We start from the raw sequence: 17,483 nt of genomic DNA, 5'->3' as shown, positions 1-17,483 counted from the left end.
GGTTTAGAAACTTTGAAAATTACAGGTTAAGGGTTAAAGTTTTGTGTTCTTGATTAATGCCCCCGGAAATGGGGAAGAGCCTAATCTGTCTACATTACGTCTACATGACTTTTTCGAATTTTCTGAGAACTACCGTAACTACTTGATTTTATTGGTGGCCCACTAGGACTTGAACCTAGGACCAACGGATTATGAGTCCGCTGCTCTGACCAACTGAGCTATGGGCCCGGAGAGGGGGTCATTTTAAACTTAATTCATTTAATTTTCTACTATTTTTTTCATTTTTTAATGACTGTTTGTAATAAACAGTCATTAAATTAACCTTCATCTCCTTCAAGAAAACTTCTTAGCTTTTCTGAACGTGAAGGATGCCGTAATTTACGTAATGCTTTTGCTTCGATTTGGCGAATACGCTCGCGAGTTACGTCAAATTGTTTACCAACTTCTTCCAGTGTGTGATCTGTATTCATTTCTATACCAAAACGCATACGGAGAACTTTGGCTTCGCGTGGGGTCAGGGTTTCCAGAATTTCTAAAGTGGCTTCCCTTAAACCTTCTGCTGTCGCCATATCGATTGGAGATTCGATGTTGTTGTCTTCTATAAAATCACCCAGATGAGAGTCGTCATCATCCCCGACAGGAGTTTCCATGGATATAGGTTCTTTGGCTATCTTCAGAACCTTGCGAATTTTATCTTCACTTAACTCCATTTTCTCGGCTAATTCTTCCGGTGTTGCTTCCCGGCCAGTTTCCTGCAAAATTTGACGAGAAATGCGATTAAGTTTATTGATAGTTTCAATCATATGAACTGGAATACGAATAGTGCGTGCTTGATCGGCAATGGATCGAGTAATCGCTTGTCTAATCCACCAAGTAGCATAGGTAGAAAACTTATAGCCGCGGCGATATTCAAATTTGTCGACTGCTTTCATCAATCCAATGTTGCCTTCCTGGATTAAATCAAGGAACTGTAGTCCACGGTTAGTGTATTTTTTAGCAATAGAAATAACCAGACGCAAATTGGCTTCAACCATTTCTTTTTTAGCACGTCTTGCTTTGGCTTCACCTATAGACATTTTACGATTAATGTCTTTTATTTCGCTAATGCTTAAACCGTATTCCACCTCAAAAGAAGCAAGTTTGGATTGTATGCGTAATATTTCATCGCGGTTTTCTTCTATACGACCCAGATCAAGCTTTTTAGCATGCTTGCTAATGATAGTATCCAGCCAGCTTAGATCGGTTTCTTGGCCTGGGAATGTATCAATGAATAACTTTCTGGGAATACGAGCTTTTTCTATACAAAGACGCATGATACCACGCTCGAATTCCCTAATGTGATTACGCAATTGGCGGAAATGACGGGTTAATTTGTCTACTTGTCTGGAAGTCAATTTGAGCTTCAAGAAAGACTCAGACATAATGTCCAGCATTTCAATTGTTTTTTTGCTCGTACGACCGTACTCTTTAAGAGCTGCCATTGCTTTATTGAAGTTTTCTCGCAATTCATCAAAATAAATTTTGGCTTGCTCAGGATTAGGGCCTTCATCTACCTCAGGGAGACCTCCATCTCCGTCCCCGTCTTCATCTTCTTCATCAACATCAAGTAGAACTGCTTCCTGCTGCTCTTCATCGAGCATAGAACCAATATTGCTGGCAGGTGCGATTTCTTCATCAACATCAGAGAAACCACTAATAATCTCACTAAGACGAATTTCTTCAGCATTGAAACGATCATAATCTTCAAGCACTAATTGAACCGTTTCAGGATAGTGCGCCAAGGATTTAAGCACTTGGTAAATTCCTTCCTCGATACGCTTCGCAATGCGGATTTCGCCTTCACGTGTCAGTAGCTCTACAGTACCCATTTCACGCATATACATACGGACCGGATCGGTTGTTCTGCCTGTTTCTTTGTCCACAGAGGCCAGAACCATGGCAGCTTCTTCGATGTCTGGCACTTCTTCTGTATTTAATAAGAGAGCAAGCTCATCTTCACTCGGTGGTAGTTCGAAGACTTTGATGTTCATGCCTTCTAGCATACTAATGATTACATCAAAATGCTCTGTATCTACAATGTTAGGCAATAAGTCATTAATTTGACTATAGGTCAGATAGCCCTGTTCTTTACCTAGGCTAATGACTTTCGTAATTTGTGAGCTTTGCTGATCTTGGTCATTCATGGTCATAGGCACTTCTGTTGGAACAATGAGAAATTACAAAAAGTTTTAAATTATAAACTGGGTAGCAGCAACATACCAGTATTTCAGTATTTTTATTTTTCAATTTCAGTTTGCACATGTCTTTCCTTTAACAAATTTTGTAAGCTGATCCTTTCTGTCTCAGTTAATCCGTTTTGTCGCGATTTCTCTAAATATTGTCTTATTAATATCTCACGATTTTGCTTTTGTAAAAATAATAAAATATCAATAAACTCTTTAATGAGCTCCTGCTCAGGAACTTGATGATCCCATGCTGCTAATTTAATAATAGACTCAAAATAACTACTATTACGCCATAATTCAATCAGAGTTGCTGTATTGGCATAAGGATTTTCCCCCAATTGTTGTAATAATTTTAGTAAAATATGGTGCTCTTTGTCATTGAGAAGAGCAGGATTAATCTGCTCGGTAGCCATAGAATAAATTTCTGGATTTTGTAAGAGTAGGGCAATAGCAATCCGTATTGGTGAGCGAGAAATAGTGGTTTGTTTCTCTGGTGTCTGCTCAGACTGACTAGTAATTAGCTTATATAATCTATGGTTTTCAATATGAGTCAAACGGGCTAAATCATCAATTAATAGTTGCTTGTAGGAGTCTTCAACCATTTTTTGCAAGTAGGGTTTTACCGCATTAATTAATTGTGTCTTCCCTGCGGGGGTTGATAAGTTAATGTCTTTACTCAAGGTATCAAAGAAAAAACGGTGCAGTGGTGTTGCTTGCTTCAGAAGCTCCAAGAAACTGTGTTTTCCTTCATTTCTTACCAGACTGTCAGGGTCATGTCCATTAGGCAAGAAAATAAACCCGGCATCGAGTCCTGAATTCAAATGAGGTAAACTGCTCTCTAATGCTCGCCATGCGGCTTGCCTACCTGCGTTATCTCCATCAAAACAAAAAATCAGATGTTTGGTATGTTTTGCAAGCAATTGTATATGATAAGTGCTAGTAGCAGTTCCCAACGTAGCTACGGCATTAAAAATACCGTGTTGCGCCAGTGCAATAACATCCATGTAACCTTCAACCACTATAATATTTTCGGTTTTTTTTGTTGTGATAAGACTTGATGTAATCCATATAATTCCCGACTTTTTTGAAAAAGTACTGTTTCAGGCGAGTTAAGGTATTTGGGTTTTTGTTCTTCATTCAAGACTCGACCGCCAAAACCAATCACTCGGCCATTTCTATCATGGATAGGAAACATAATACGATGACGATACCTATCATAAATTTTACCATCATCACTTTTAATTAACATACCCGTTGTGAGCAGCTCACGTTCATGGGTTGGGAAAGCTTTTTCTAGATTGTGCCAGCCATCGGGTGCATAACCTAATTGGTATAATTTTGCAATCTCTCCACTTAGCCCCCTGTTTCGTAGGTAGTCAATTGCTGTTTGTCCGTGGTGCCTTAGCTTTTTCTGATAATATTGGCTAATTTCAGCCATAAGTTGATACAGATCACGAGATGATTTATTCTTTTCTACCGTACCATCTCGTGGAACAGTTAACCCTAGGCGAGCAGCCAAGGTTTCAACGGCATCTGTAAATCCTTGATTAAGATAATTCATAGCAAAACTGATGGCATTACCAGAAGCACCACAGCCAAAGCAGTGATAAAATTGCTTTTTGGCTACTACATTGAAGGACGGAGTTTTCTCATTATGAAATGGGCAACAGGCGATGTAGCTGTTGCCTCTTTTTTTTAAAGGGATGTAGTTGTCTATTAACTCTACCAGATCGGTTCGGTGTAACAGATCATTAATGAATGGCTGCGGGATTAAGCCAGACACTCTAAGCCTCAGCTTAATTTGGCCTTTATTAAAGCACTTACCTGACTCATATCAGCTCGACCTTGTAGTTTGGGTTTGAGAATGGCCATAACTTTGCCCATATCGGCTATCTTTTCTGCACCAGTACTGGTAATTGCTTCTTTAATCAATTGATCAATTTCAGTTTCTGTTAATGGCTCAGGTAGATATTTCGAGATGACATCTAGTTCAAATTTCTCTTGGGCAACCAAATCATCCCGGTTTGCTTTTTCAAATTGGGCAATAGATTCTTTTCGTTGTTTGGACATTTTATCCAAGATAGCGAGCATGCGCTCATCATTGACTTCAATGCGCTCATCTACTTCAATTTGTTTTACAGCAGCAGTAATTAAGCGTAAAGCACCTAGTAAGTTTTTGTCTTTTGCACGCATTGCGTCTTTAATATCGTTATTGATTTGTTCTTTTATAGTCATTTTCAATTCCTTAAAAAACAAAAGGCCACATACAATGTGACCTTGGTGTAATATTAGACGAGCTGCGATTTACCACCGAAACTGTCAAAAAGACTAATTTCAAATAAAAAACATTACATTACAATTACATCTGTTTTTTAAAAACAGCACAATTCAATTCAAGTTTGTTTTTGAACTATAGCTAACCTTGACAGAAGATTGATTAATCGCTACTTTTTTTGCGTCTATGACCAACACCGCGGCGTGAAACAACATCACGAGATATTTTTTTCAAATGACGTTTTACTGCAGCAGCTTGTTTACGTTTACGCTCGGCTGTTGGTTTTTCATAAAATTCGCGTCGGCGTAATTCAGTTAAAATACCGGCTTTTTCACAAGAGCGTTTGAAACGTCGTAATGCATATTCTGGGTTTTCGCCTTCTTTTACACGAACGGTAGGCATTAAACTAGTCCTCTGGTTATTTAATCTTAATAGGTGGGCAATTCTAGTGCTAGATTTGCCGCTCGTCAAGATTAATCTATACGTTTATTGCTATTTTAGCAAATTATTAGATCAAATTTTTTCGAGATAAAATCATGCTCTTACAAAATTTTTTATCATTGTGGGCTAACTCAATATATGCTTGTGAAATAGTTAAGGAATTATTCATTAAATTATTCATTAAACTTAATGAGAGTTTTTGTCTATGGTATAATATGGTAATTATCTTAGCCTAGTGAAACATCTCTGTCGAAGTTACAGTCTAGAGAAGGCCTAACAAAGCTAAATTAATTCAATAATTGAGGTAGTAAATGCTGGTATTGGGTATAGAGTCTTCCTGTGACGAAACAGGTGTTGCTGTTTATGATTCAGAATCAGGATTATTATCTCATGCTTTGCATTCTCAAATTATTACACACCGTGCGCATGGTGGGGTGGTTCCAGAGTTAGCTTCAAGAGACCATGTGAGTTATATGGTACCTTTGCTCGATGAGGTATTAAACAAAGCTCAAATTCATAAAAATCAATTGGATGGTGTAGCCTATACAGCTGGTCCTGGGTTAATTGGTGCATTGTTAGTTGGTTCTTGCTTTGCCAAAAGCTTAGCGTACGCATTACGGATTCCTGCATTAGCTATTCATCATTTAGAAGCTCATCTATTAGCAGCAAAAATGGAAACTTCCTCTCTAGAGTTTCCTTTTACTGCACTTCTAGTTTCAGGTGGCCATTGCCAATTAATAGAGGTAGCTAATATAGGTCAATATCAACTTCTAGGTGATACGCTAGATGATGCTGTAGGAGAAGCTTTTGATAAAACAGCCAAGCTAATGGGTATTCCTTATCCGGGAGGAGCAATTTTGGCAAATTTAGCAGATCAATGCCCATCAACACCCTACCAATTTCCTCGCCCGATGACTGATAGGCCAGGCTTGGATTTTAGTTTCAGTGGGTTAAAAACCTATGCTTTAACTACCTGGAACCAAAGTAAAAAAAAGGAAAGCGATCGCTCAGAGATTGCAAAAGCATTTCAACATGCCGTAGTTGAAACATTAATTATAAAATGCAAAAGAGCAATGAAAGAATCTTCCTCTAAACGTTTAGTAGTAGCAGGTGGGGTTGGAGCAAATAAATCTTTACGGTTCGCTTTACAAAAATGGATGGCAGATATTAAAGGAGAGGTCTATTTCCCAGCTCTGGAATATTGCACAGATAATGGGGCAATGGTGGCTTATGCCGGATGTCTAAGAATGATACGTGGAGAGAAAGATAAGGAGTGGGGAGTAGTAGTCAAACCCCGATGGCCCCTTGCTTGAAGGCTGCTTAGAGGGATTGTTTTTGGGTATCTAGATAGATAACTCTCTAGAAAAACTCTAATATACTACCGTATACATTCTGCTTTTTAGAGAGCAGTTTTATCTCTCAACCTGTACTTAAATATGATCGTTATTCGTCCTTTCCTGTGGCTTTAGTTGATTTTGGTTTTTTAGTGGTCTCTATTTCAGTTGTCTTTTTTCTTGTAGTTTTAGTTTTTTCTATGGTGACAACAGATTCTTCTTTTGCTTCTGGTGTATTCGTTTCAGTTGTTTCTTTCCCTGGAGATTCTGACTCGGAAGAAACGGCAGGCGAGGCTTCCATTATTTCTTCTATCACACTATGTTTAAACTTGATTTTAGGTTCTTTTCCATCTATCAAGCGGGTAAAGTTGTCTTTGTGTTTATATAGAACCAAAATTGTGATAAAAAATAATGGCGGAAATATATTGAGATTACCCACTAGCATTAGCGCGTAAAATGGTGCCAAAGACATAGATGCAATCGAGCTAGGGAAGAATAGCGCCAGAAATTTGCAACTAATAGCCAAGTCGCAGCAACCATAATGCCAATAACAAAATGAAATGCTAATAAAGCTCCAATTGCTGTTGCTACACCTTTTCCACCCTTAAAATGAAAGAAAAGAGGGTACATATGTCCGATTACTGCTGCTAAAGCAGTAAAGGCGACGGTAACGGGGGGCGCATTTAATAATTTAGCTATGAGAACAGGGAGTATTCCTTTAACGACATCAAATACCATAACTATAATGCCATATTGTTTGCCGCCAAGACGAAGTACGTTAGTTGCTCCTGGGTTTTTTGAACCTTCCATTCTTGGGTCAGGTAGTCCGAACACACGGCATACTATGATAGCTGAATTAATGGAGCCCATTAAATAGCCAACTAATATTAAAAATAGAAATAGCGCCACCACCGATAGCTCCTTTTTCGGAAATAATCTTAATTATCAAACATTTTATGATAGAAAACTTACCTGAGCAATCGATCTTTTAAGAATGCCGGCATAAACTAGGGCAAAAACAAGGATTGCAGATCATTAGTGTATTGTCGTCCTAAAGAAGTCACTTGCCAATGAGTATTGGTTAGGGTGATCAATTGTTTCTCATCAGCTAATTTTAACAATGGCAAGAGCTTATCGAGTGCCAGTCCCGTCATTTTTGTGAATAATTCCAATGGGATAGCTTGTTCTAACCGAGTGGTATTGAGCATGAATTCAAATAATAACTCTTTTCCTTCAATAGATTCCTGAGCTGCCAGAAAAGGTTTTTCATTATCCAGGTAATCCTTAGGCTGGCGGTGTTTCCGTGTTCGTATCACTTTATTTTGAGTCGTAATTTTTCCGTGAGCTCCTGCTCCTATACCTAAATAATCTCCAAATAGCCAGTAATTAACATTATGCCTGGCTTGTTTTCCGGGTTTAGAAAAAGCAGAAATTTCATAACGATGATATCCTAAATTATGTAGTAAAGAAAAACCTTGTTCTTCTAATAAGTAATCCTCTTCTTCTGACGGGAGAGGGGGAGTATGCTTGTAAAATATGGTATTTGGTTCTATGGTTAATTGATACCAAGATAAATGTTCCGGTTGATAAGACAGGGCGGTTTTCAGATCTTGTAATCCTTCGTCTACATTTTGGTTGGGTAAACCATGCATGATATCCAGATTCAGATTATCAAAACCTGCTTTTCGAGCAGTATTTATGGCTGAATGGGCTTGTTTATCATCGTGGATACGGCCCAATGCTTGTAAATGACAGGGATTAAAACTTTGAATGCCTAAGGATAGGCGATTGATTCCTGATTGTCGGTAATCAGTAAATCGATGCTGCTCTACAGTGCCAGGGTTGGCCTCCATTGTGATTTCAATATCTTCAGCAAAAGGGAGTAAACATTTTAATTTATCGAACAAACTGTTGTATGCTTCGGCAGAAAATAAACTGGGAGTGCCTCCGCCAATGAAAATAGAGATAATTTCCCGGGTATCATAGGAAGATAAATCCGTCTTAAGGTCATCAACTAATGCCTGAATATATTTTTGTTCAGGTAAAACATCGGGACTTTTGTGGGAATTAAAATCACAATATGGACATTTTCTGATGCACCATGGAATATGAATATATAAAGATAAAGGCAACATTACAATTTTTAAACTGGCTTGTTTAGGAATGCAATAGTATCATGGTAACAATTTTGCTACAAAATAAGTGATGCATTGATGCGTGATAAACCAAAATGTAAACAAAGAACTGTGATAGCTAGATCTCGGTTGTTTACAGTTGAAGAAATGTGCCTGGAATTTTCCAACGGAGCTCAAAGAGTATTTGAGCGTATCAAAAGTCATGGTCATGGGGCTGTACTTATAGTTGCATTAACTCCGGGGGAATCATTATTATTAGTTCGAGAATACGCCGCAGGAATTGACTCCTACGAGTTAGCATTTCCCAAAGGAGTTATAGATAGGAATGAAACTCCTTTAGAAGCGGCTAATAGGGAGTTGCGTGAAGAGACTGGTTATGCAGCAAGAGAACTTCATTGGCTCCGCTCAATGTCATTGGCTCCCGGTTATTTTGGAGCTCGGATTGAACTCGTTGTTGCCGAGGGCTTGTATTTTTCGCCTTTACCGGGTGATGAACCGGAACCTCCAGAAACTATAGAGTGGCCATTGCATGCTGCTTTTGAGCTGTTGGAGAAACCAGATTTTACCGAGGCACGCAGTATTGCTGCCTTATTTTTAGTTAGAGAATGGTTGAACAAGAGGAAATAATATGACGAAGAAACGAGTAAGAGTTGCTGTGACTGGCGCTGCAGGGCAAATAGGTTACGCTTTGGTATTCCGCATTGCTTCTGGTCAAATGTTTGGCGCTGATACTGAAGTGGAATTGAGTTTACTTGAGCTTGAACCTGCGCTTCCCTCTTTGGAAGGGGTTGCTATGGAGCTCGATGATTGCGCATTTCCTTTGTTAAAGCGTATTGTTTGTACTGCTGATTTGAATAAAGCTATGGATGGAGTTAATTGGGCATTATTAGTTGGCTCTGTTCCCCGAAAACAAGGTATGGAGCGTTCTGATTTATTACAAATTAATGGTGGAATATTTACCAAACAAGGTCAAGCAATTAATGACTACGCCAGTGATGATGTGCGCGTATTTGTTGTAGGAAATCCTTGTAATACCAATTGCTTAATTGCGATGCACCACGCTAAAGATATCCCATCGGATCGCTTTTATGCAATGACTACTTTAGATGAACTAAGAGCGCGCACTCAATTAGCGAAGAAAGCTGGGGTTGATATTACGGCAGTGACTCAAATGACCATTTGGGGCAATCACTCTTCTACTCAATATCCTGATTTTTATAACGCCAAAATTAATGGAGTTTCTGCAGCTAAAGTCATAAATGATGAAACCTGGTTGCAAGAGACTTTTGTATCTACTGTCCAACAACGAGGAGCTGCAGTTATCAAGGCTCGAGGTTCTTCTTCTGCTGCGTCTGCCGCCAACGCAATTATCACTGGGGTTAATCATTTAGTCACTGATACTCCTGCGGGTGAATCATTCTCCATGTGCCGTTGTTCAGAAGGGGAATATGGAATTGATGAGGGTTTAATCTTCTCTGTTCCATGTTATAGAGAAAAAGGGGAATTTAAAGTAGTTGAGAATTTTTCTTTCAATGATTTTGGTCAAGAAAGGTTCAATATTACTTTGGAAGAGCTGCGTAGCGAAAGAGATACTGTAAAATCTTTAGGCTTGCTCGACTAATTGTATTTACGCCATTCATTGGTTGACGGTAATTTGCAAGTCACCTGGATTATGGTTTTGCCTAATCCAGGAAGACGTGTGATAAGAAACCAACTCCTATATTATGCTATGCTAATACGGGTTAAACCCACTTAACAGTTTTTTCTGTTTGAATCATGGATAAGACTGTAACCAAACTAACTAAAACTGCTCTTATTGAAAGTAGTGTCCTATCTTGATGAACATTTTTTGTATGTAAAAAATCAATCCAGTACGTGTAACGTACTGATAAACATCGAATATAACCAATAGTAATATAACTTATCAACACAATTAATTGTACTTATATTGATCAATTTGATTAAATATAATCGTAAATCTCATGCAGAACTATAGGAGTTTGAAATTATGTCTTACACACAAGATGAACATCAAAGATTATTAGAGCAGGCTAAGAAACAAAAAGAAGCGCTTGATCAACGGGATGAATTATACAATCAATTTATGACAGATCGCATGAAATATAGTAAGGCTTTAATATATAAAACTTATAATCAGCCTCTAAATGAGTTAGGGTGTGATTTAGATGATAATCAATTTTTTCTTTATTTAAAAAGCGATAGCAATAAAAGCAATCCCATTAAATTACATATTCCATTGCAAGATGGAATAGGTAATGGTCTCTTAATAGCAAATATTATTCATGATATGAATATCGGTATAGTTAATGCTATGAAGGTTATTAATCCTAATATTGACCAACAAAAGGGTACAGAAGAGTCAATTCAACGAGCTAAGACAGGCGCTGCAATTACTATTTACTTTCAATCAAGTGCCTCTCCTGAACAAATGGCCCAGGCTATTTATCAAATTAATAAAAAATTAGGCGAAGTAAAGCGTACGCTCTATCCTTTCAATTCTGGAGAAACTGCTGACTCTGATTTAAAAATGGGTGAGTTTGTTGGTATCACAATTGACACTGATAATAATGGAAAGTACCTAAGCGCCAGTGACCCGGATGAGCTTAACAAGAGGCGGGAATTATTAGAAAACTCAAAAGATATTAAAAGAATAAATGAGGTATTGCCACGCTGCAAGACACTAGAGCGGATAGATCTCTATATTTCAAACAGAGAGAAGCAAGGTACCTATACCACTGGATATGCTTCTTTTTTTAATTCTGTGTCTTGTGGTTTGATAAATCCTTTTACAAAAAAGCAAAAAATAGCTGCAGCGACAGCACTCAAAGAGGTTATTTTGGGAAATCAACCATCCAGCTCTCTTGAAAAGCATTTAGATGCTTTAGAGCAAGGTAGTCTGAAAGAGGTGTTTAAAGCCGCTAAACAAAATTTACCCAATTTTGATGAAATTGAGCTTAAGGCTGCAAATAATTCTCTTTGTTAGTACCTAGGCAGTACTTAACGTGAATTCGATATAAGCAAAACCTCCGATTTTGCTTATATTGGACGCACATTAATCAAATGGACTTCCCTGAGCTAATGCTATGTATATTGGTGAACGTTTTATAGGCCCGGTTTTAGTGATTCATTTTCTTGTTCAGGAATAGTTTTGCTGTTGACTGAGTATTGATGTCTGTTTTTGTATTCTTCACTCAAATAGGCATGAAAGATAGGAGATCTTTCCAGGATGGGTTTGGCTTCTGCATTTCGTAAAAGAGTAGATATGGAACGCCCATTAGATAATATATCATTTAAAGTATGAATCAGTTGCTCCACTTGCTCTAATGATTCTTTTCGCCTATGAATCAAGGTAGGTGTATGTTTAATGATGGCTTTAGCAATTTGGGAGTCAGTTAGGTATAGGATTAGGCGGGTACGGCAAATTTTGATGAAATTTCTTTCGGAGCGTATGATCAAATTAAATAAAAACTCAGGATCCTTCTTTAAATGATGGCTTAATTTTTGACTAAATCCATATCGGTCTCTGTTATCTACCAATACCTGGGTTAGTTCAGTTTGATCCATTTGTCCAAGAGATTTTCCGGTTTTTGACGAAAGCCAAGGAATTAAATCTTCCTGCTGCGAATGGTTAAGAGCGCTAAATTGAAATCGCGGTGATACTCTTGGGTGAGATAAAACTTGATTCCAGTCAATGGTGGGCATGTGGTGCTGCTTTGCCAACGCATCCATGGATTTTCTTATGATATCAAAATTAATCCGCCATTTTTCAATATTAGGTAAGGCTTCTCTAATGGCTCTAAGCAATTCTATAAAAGTATTTTTAGCCCTCGGATCGTAATTTTCAGTTGCTTCTTTTAGGTGTTGAACAGCAGGAAAAGTATATTTACCACTTCTCATTGTTTCCAAGTGAAAGACAGATTGTAATGATTTTAGTAATACAGCAAAAGGGTCATCCATATAATATTCCTCTACTTGCTCTTCTTTAAAAGTAGTTTATAAAATCATAAAAGCCAAATATTTTGCATAATGGACTAATAATTTTATTTTTAATCAATTATTTTTATTAAGTTAATAAAAATAATTGATTTTATTTATTAATCAATTTCACCTAAATTTATCTTTGAAAGTCAGATTAATTAAAGGAGAAAATTATGATTACCGTAGGTAAAAAATTTCCAGAATTTCAGATCAAAGCCACAGTGAGCAATGAACTCAATAATGCTTTTCAAATGATTTCCAAAGAGACTTATCAAGGTAAGTGGTTAGTAGTGTTTTTTTGGCCAAAAGATTTTACTTTTGTTTGCCCTACAGAGATTGCGGAATTTGGAAGACTTAATTCAGAATTTGCTGATCGAGATGCCCAAATTTTAGGTGGAAGTACAGATAATGAATTCGTACATTTGGCATGGAGAAATCAACATCCTGATTTAAAGAATTTACCATTTCCTATGCTGGCTGACGTTAAACGAGAACTGACCTCAAGCCTGGGGATATTAGATGAAGAGGAAGGTGTTGCACAACGGGCCACATTTATCGTTGATCCCAATGGTATTACACGTTTTGTAATGGTTACTGATTTGAATGTTGGACGCAATCCAGAAGAAGTTCTACGTGTTCTTGATGCTCTACAGACCGATGAGCTTTGCCCCTGTAACTGGAAAAAAGGCGAACAAACAATTCACATAAAATAAATTCAAATAAGAGGTAGTAATCATGTTAGAAAGCATTAAAGAAAATATCCCTGAAATTGCTAAAGATATTCGTTTAAATTTAGGTAAAATCCTTGATTTTGCTCAAAGTGACGGGCTAAATGAACAACAGATTTTAGGCTCAGCCTTGGCAGTTAGTTATTCTTTAGGGGATAAAGCATTAATTGCAGAATTTAAAGAATTGATTCAGGATGAACAACTAGTTCATGCAGCCCAGTTGGCGGCAAGCCTTATGGCAATGACCAATGTATATTATCGCTTTGTTCACTTAACTGAAAATCAAGAAGTAGAGCATGTCCCTGCTGGTTTAAGAATGCAAGGAATGATGAATCCGGGGGTAAATAGAGTGACGTTTGAAATATTATCTCTGGCTGTTTCAGCACTTAATGGCTGTGGTTCTTGCATTAGCTCTCATGCTCGCCAATTGCAAGAACATGGGATTTCGGCTACCAGTATCGCCCGAATAGGCCGGATCAGTGCGGTTATTCATGCAGTTCATGTGAGTAGTCGATTGGAATGAAAATTTTAATAACGGTTTATCTCGAACTCTCTATTTGTCGACATAGAAAGTAGGTAAACCTGTTTTTACCCCGGTTTAGGCTAACTCCGACCGTAACCGGGGGAAATTCAAAGTGAATAGCGATAGATCTTATTTAATTACACCGCAGGCGATACGATCACCGCCTCCTCCTAGAGGAGGATCATCGCTGTAATTATCTCCACCGGCATGAATCATAACGGTTAAATTATGTAAGTCACTTAATTTTAAACGGGGAGCCAAAGTAGGCGTAGTTGCTTCACCATCTTTAGTGACGTATAAAACAGGTAAATCGCCCAGATGTCCTTTGCCATAAGGCCCTTGATGACTCTTGGTATTTTCAGGATCGTAATGTCCTCCGGCATGCATTCCTTTATCACCACAGTCAGGGTGCTGATGCAAATGGAAACCATGCAGCCCTTCTGGAAGCCCTGTTAAAGTTGGAGTAATCAAAATGCCATAAGGTGTTTTTGTAAATTCGACTTTGCCTATTTCAGTTGGTTTAGGCCCAGTAGTGTAGATTGTTGCTGTAGCGTCAGCCGCAAGAGCTATATTGGAGCATAAAAAAGTTCCGACAAGGAGGGAGGTTGTGGGTTTATTCATATTATTTCCTATAGTTGTTTATGTCCTTTTAATAGGTTTTTTTAGTATTATCCAAGAAAAGGATTTATTCCAGTAGGTAGTGCATATTAGGTTTGGCCATAATATGAAGCAATGATGAAATGAAGTAGTGATCATACGATTATTTTTTGATTTTTTCTCCATCAGTTAAAAAATGATTGCTGTATAATAAGTAAAGTTTATACTTTGTATTTTTAAGCTACGTAGAGAGTCCTCATGGAATTGAGAATTGATAATACTCCCTTTAAAGCCATCTTCCAGCCCCTGGACTTGGGGTTTACTCAAATCAAAAATCGTTTATTAATGGGATCTATGCACACAGGACTTGAGGAAGATAAGGGAAGCTTAAATCGTCTTGCCAATTTTTATAGAGAAAGAGCTCGAGGAGATGTCGGATTAATAGTAACAGGTGGCTTTGCCCCAAATAGAGCTGGCCGTCTAGCTCCTTTTGCAGCCAAACTGACCAATAGTAGGGAACAACATCAACATGAATTAATTACTCATACGGTTCATGAAGCCGGTGGCAAAATTGCTTTGCAAATATTACATGCAGGACGCTATGGCTATCACCCCTTTACAGTGGCACCAAGCGCCATCAAATCTCCAATTAGCCCCTTTAAACCATGGGCAATGAGTAAAAGACGAATTATAAAAACTATCAAGCATTTTGCTAGATGCGCAAAATTAGCTCAACTAGCTGGTTATGATGGTGTCGAGATTATGGGCAGCGAAGGGTATTTAATTAACCAGTTTATAGTAACCCATACCAATCATCGTAAAGATGAGTGGGGGGGGCATTATTCTAACCGCATTCGTTTTCCTGTTGAAGTAGTGCGTAGGGTACGGGAAGCTGTTGGGGACAAATTTATCATCATTTACCGGTTATCCATGCTGGATTTGGTTGCGGAAGGTAGCAATTGGCATGAAGTGGTGACTCTTGCTAAAGCCATTGAAGAAGCTGGTGCTACTTTAATTAATACTGGCATTGGTTGGCACGAAGCAAGAATCCCTACAATAGGAACGATGGTTCCTTCTGCGGCGTTTACTCAGGTTACCCAGCATTTAAAGGCAGAAATAAAGATACCAATGATTACTTCTAATCGAATTAATACTCCAGAATTGGCTAATCAGTTGTTGGAAACAGGTGTTGCCGATATGATTTCCATGGCAAGACCATTTTTAGCAGATCCATTTTTTGCTGAAAAGGCAAAATTAGGTGATAGTAATGCTATTAATGTATGTATAGCTTGTAACCAGGCTTGCCTTGACCAAGTTTTTGTCAATGAAACAGCCTCTTGTGTCGTGAATCCTCGGGCTTGTAATGAAACAACGCTAGTTTATGAAACGACCAATCAGCCTAAATCTATTGCTGTTGTGGGTTCAGGGCCTGCTGGTCTTGCTTTTGCTGTGACTGCAGCGGAACGAGGACATAAAATTACTCTTTTTGAAAAAGCGGATAGTATTGGAGGGCAGTTTAATTTAGCGAAAAAAATTCCCGGGAAGGGGGAGTTTCAGCATACGCTGAATTATTTTAATTACCAATTACAAAAATATAAGGTAGATATCCACTTAAATACTGAAGCTACCCTTGAGTTGTTAAAGGATTATGATGAGATAGTTTTAGCAAGTGGAATTAGGCCACGTATCCCAAATATTGAGGGAATAGAGCATGAAAAAGTGGTGAGTTATATAGATGTAATTGCCAAGAATAGACCCGTTGGTGCAAAAGTGGCAATAATTGGAGCAGGAGGCATTGGTTTTGATGTGGCTGAATTTTTAACTCATGATCATCAACTTACCGCTGAACAGTTTTATAAGGAATGGGGAATTGATATCTCTGGACAGCATCGAGGCGGTTTAAAACCTCCACAAATTATACCAAGTTCCCGTGAAGTGTATTTATTACAGCGCAAGAAAGAAAAAATGGGTAAACGCTTGGAAAAACCACAGGTTGGATACATCGAGCCAGCCTAAAACATAAGCAAGTAAAAATGATTTCCGGGGTAAGTTATGCGCGTATCGATGACCAGGGATTGCATCTATTCATTGATGATAAACCTCAGATACTAGAAGTTGACTCGGTTGTGCTCTGCACTGGCCAAACTGAATTAAGAGATTTGTACGAACCTTTAAAAATGGCAGGTAAAATAGTTCATTTAGTTGGGGGAGCTTATAAGGCTTTGGAGCTGGATGCTCGGCATGCTATTGATCAGGCCTGTCGGTTGGCTGCATTAGTATGAGTAAAATTGCAGTAGTAATCAATCCCATCGCAGGTGGTGGTCGGGGTAAAAAAGTTTGGCGAGTTTTAAAACCAGGACTGCATGCCATATTCGATCATATTATTTATAGAATGTCTAACAGGATTGATGATCTTGAAGTCATTACTGTCCAGCTTCTTGCTGAGAAGCCTGATAGATTATTAATAATCGGCGGAGATGGTACTTTAAATCATGTCTTAAATGGACTCATTGATAAGGATAAATTGAGAAGTTCACAAACTAAAATTGCTTTCTTTAATGCAGGTTGCGGAGGTGATTTTATAAGACAATTTACTAAACAGAACGTTACTGAATTCCTGGATAGACTAAGTCATAACCAATTTATAAATTGTAACATTGGAAAATCATCCTCTCTAATCAAAATTCACGATATTTTATTAATATTGCTAGCTGTGGTTTATCGGGGCAAGTGGTTTCGAAAGTATCCAAAAGCAAATGGTTAAAAAAATTGGGTGGTACTCTTAACTACTTAATTCATGCTTTAATAGGTTTGATTACCTACCAAAAAAGTAAGGTATTAATTCAAATAGATGATGCCTTACCTTTTGAAAGCTCCATGTTGCTGATGGCGGTTTGCAGTGGTCAATATTTTGGAGGGGGTATGCATGTAGCGCCACTGGCAAAAGTTAATGATGGATTATTTGATGTCGTTTTTTTTAATAATTTCACTAAACTAAACGCACTTTTTAAATTATATAAAATTTATTCGGGAAACCATTTATTGGATAGTAATATTCATTATGTACAGGCTAAAAAAATTAAAGTAGAGTCGCTGGAGAAAAGAAATATTCAAATTGAAGCAGACGGTGAAAGCATTGGCCAGTTACCTGCAAGGTTTGAGTTAATTGATGAAACCCTCCCTCTCATAGTTTAAAAAACTGGGAATACTTTTCGAGGCAGGAGTT

14 protein-coding genes, 1 tRNA gene and 3 pseudogenes are annotated in these 17,483 nt (G+C 38.0%); 9 read left to right on the top strand and 9 right to left on the bottom strand.

All coding sequences use genetic code 11. The features are described from left to right. Positions 1-152: 152 nt before the first annotated feature. The 5 genes and pseudogenes from OK13_RS08005 to rpsU form a co-directional block, all read right to left on the bottom strand. A tRNA-Ile gene (locus OK13_RS08005) sits at positions 153-228 on the bottom strand. 89 nt (positions 229-317) lie between these two features. Then, on the bottom strand, positions 318-2,189 hold the full coding sequence (rpoD, locus tag OK13_RS08000) for an RNA polymerase sigma factor RpoD (protein WP_035889815.1): 1,872 nt from the start codon (positions 2,187-2,189) through the stop codon (positions 318-320). An 86-nt stretch (positions 2,190-2,275) separates the two neighbouring features. Continuing rightward, positions 2,276-4,008, bottom strand: a pseudogene (gene dnaG, locus OK13_RS07995) (DNA primase). Positions 4,009-4,016: 8 nt separating this feature from the next. Continuing rightward, complete coding sequence (locus OK13_RS07990) at positions 4,017-4,460, bottom strand: GatB/YqeY domain-containing protein (RefSeq protein ID WP_035889814.1); 444 nt, start codon at positions 4,458-4,460, stop codon at positions 4,017-4,019. 202 nt (positions 4,461-4,662) lie between these two features. Then, positions 4,663-4,902, bottom strand: a complete 240-nt coding sequence (gene rpsU, locus OK13_RS07985) for a 30S ribosomal protein S21 (RefSeq protein ID WP_035889813.1) — start codon at positions 4,900-4,902, stop codon at positions 4,663-4,665. A 350-nt stretch (positions 4,903-5,252) separates the two neighbouring features. Between rpsU and tsaD the strand changes: the two genes are divergently transcribed. Next, positions 5,253-6,254: a tRNA (adenosine(37)-N6)-threonylcarbamoyltransferase complex transferase subunit TsaD gene (tsaD, locus tag OK13_RS07980; protein WP_035889810.1), complete on the top strand. Its 1,002-nt coding sequence runs from the start codon at positions 5,253-5,255 to the stop codon at positions 6,252-6,254. 130 nt (positions 6,255-6,384) lie between these two features. On the opposite strand, the pseudogene plsY reads toward tsaD, so the two are convergent. Together plsY and hemW are read right to left on the bottom strand one after the other, a co-directional pair. Then, positions 6,385-7,184 (bottom strand): annotated as a pseudogene (gene plsY, locus OK13_RS16040) (glycerol-3-phosphate 1-O-acyltransferase PlsY). 98 nt (positions 7,185-7,282) lie between these two features. After that, the gene (gene hemW, locus OK13_RS07970) at positions 7,283-8,410 is read right to left on the bottom strand and encodes a radical SAM family heme chaperone HemW (protein WP_035889807.1); all 1,128 of its coding nucleotides are present in this window, start codon (positions 8,408-8,410) and stop codon (positions 7,283-7,285) included. A 78-nt stretch (positions 8,411-8,488) separates the two neighbouring features. Here hemW and nudE point away from each other — a divergent pair, with 78 nt between their 5' ends. The 3 genes from nudE (at position 8,489) to OK13_RS07955 (ending at position 11,414) form a co-directional block, all read left to right on the top strand. Next, entirely contained in the window at positions 8,489-9,037 is a 549-nt protein-coding gene (nudE, locus tag OK13_RS07965; protein WP_035889802.1) for an ADP compounds hydrolase NudE, read from the top strand. A gap of 1 nt (position 9,038) precedes the next feature. Continuing rightward, positions 9,039-10,031 carry a malate dehydrogenase gene (locus OK13_RS07960; protein ID WP_035889800.1) on the top strand — a complete coding sequence of 331 codons (993 nt, stop codon included), beginning with the start codon at positions 9,039-9,041 and terminating at the stop codon, positions 10,029-10,031. A gap of 387 nt (positions 10,032-10,418) precedes the next feature. Continuing rightward, positions 10,419-11,414: a hypothetical protein gene (locus tag OK13_RS07955; protein WP_035889794.1), complete on the top strand. Its 996-nt coding sequence runs from the start codon at positions 10,419-10,421 to the stop codon at positions 11,412-11,414. A 119-nt stretch (positions 11,415-11,533) separates the two neighbouring features. On the opposite strand, the gene OK13_RS07950 is transcribed toward OK13_RS07955, so the two are convergent. Then, the gene (locus OK13_RS07950; RefSeq protein ID WP_035889788.1) at positions 11,534-12,388 is read right to left on the bottom strand and encodes a hypothetical protein; all 855 of its coding nucleotides are present in this window, start codon (positions 12,386-12,388) and stop codon (positions 11,534-11,536) included. Positions 12,389-12,582: 194 nt separating this feature from the next. Here OK13_RS07950 and OK13_RS07945 point away from each other — a divergent pair, with 194 nt between their 5' ends. Together OK13_RS07945 and OK13_RS07940 are read left to right on the top strand one after the other, a co-directional pair. Then, positions 12,583-13,122 carry a peroxiredoxin gene (locus tag OK13_RS07945; protein WP_035889785.1) on the top strand — a complete coding sequence of 180 codons (540 nt, stop codon included), beginning with the start codon at positions 12,583-12,585 and terminating at the stop codon, positions 13,120-13,122. 22 nt (positions 13,123-13,144) lie between these two features. Further along, complete coding sequence (locus tag OK13_RS07940; protein WP_052117619.1) at positions 13,145-13,660, top strand: carboxymuconolactone decarboxylase family protein; 516 nt, start codon at positions 13,145-13,147, stop codon at positions 13,658-13,660. A 129-nt stretch (positions 13,661-13,789) separates the two neighbouring features. Here OK13_RS07940 and OK13_RS07935 read toward each other — a convergent pair whose 3' ends face one another. Next, on the bottom strand, positions 13,790-14,281 hold the full coding sequence (locus OK13_RS07935) for a superoxide dismutase family protein (RefSeq protein ID WP_035889778.1): 492 nt from the start codon (positions 14,279-14,281) through the stop codon (positions 13,790-13,792). Between the two features lie 234 nt (positions 14,282-14,515). Between OK13_RS07935 and OK13_RS07930 the strand changes: the two are divergent. The 3 genes and pseudogenes from OK13_RS07930 to OK13_RS15270 all read left to right on the top strand — a co-directional run bounded on the left by OK13_RS07930 (position 14,516) and on the right by OK13_RS15270 (position 17,452). Further along, positions 14,516-16,539 (top strand): annotated as a pseudogene (locus tag OK13_RS07930) (oxidoreductase). Continuing rightward, positions 16,536-17,021 carry a diacylglycerol/lipid kinase family protein gene (locus OK13_RS15275; protein WP_241480475.1) on the top strand — a complete coding sequence of 162 codons (486 nt, stop codon included), beginning with the start codon at positions 16,536-16,538 and terminating at the stop codon, positions 17,019-17,021. The pseudogene OK13_RS07930 and the gene OK13_RS15275 overlap by 4 nt, the downstream one beginning before the upstream one ends. Further along, complete coding sequence (locus OK13_RS15270) at positions 16,988-17,452, top strand: diacylglycerol/lipid kinase family protein (RefSeq protein WP_241480474.1); 465 nt, start codon at positions 16,988-16,990, stop codon at positions 17,450-17,452. Before OK13_RS15275 ends, OK13_RS15270 begins: the two co-directional genes overlap by 34 nt. Positions 17,453-17,483 lie beyond the last annotated feature (31 nt).

This window comes from Legionella norrlandica (assembly GCF_000770585.1).
Taxonomy (GTDB): domain Bacteria; phylum Pseudomonadota; class Gammaproteobacteria; order Legionellales; family Legionellaceae; genus Legionella; species Legionella norrlandica.
This window is presented reverse-complemented; position numbering and strand designations above follow the sequence as displayed.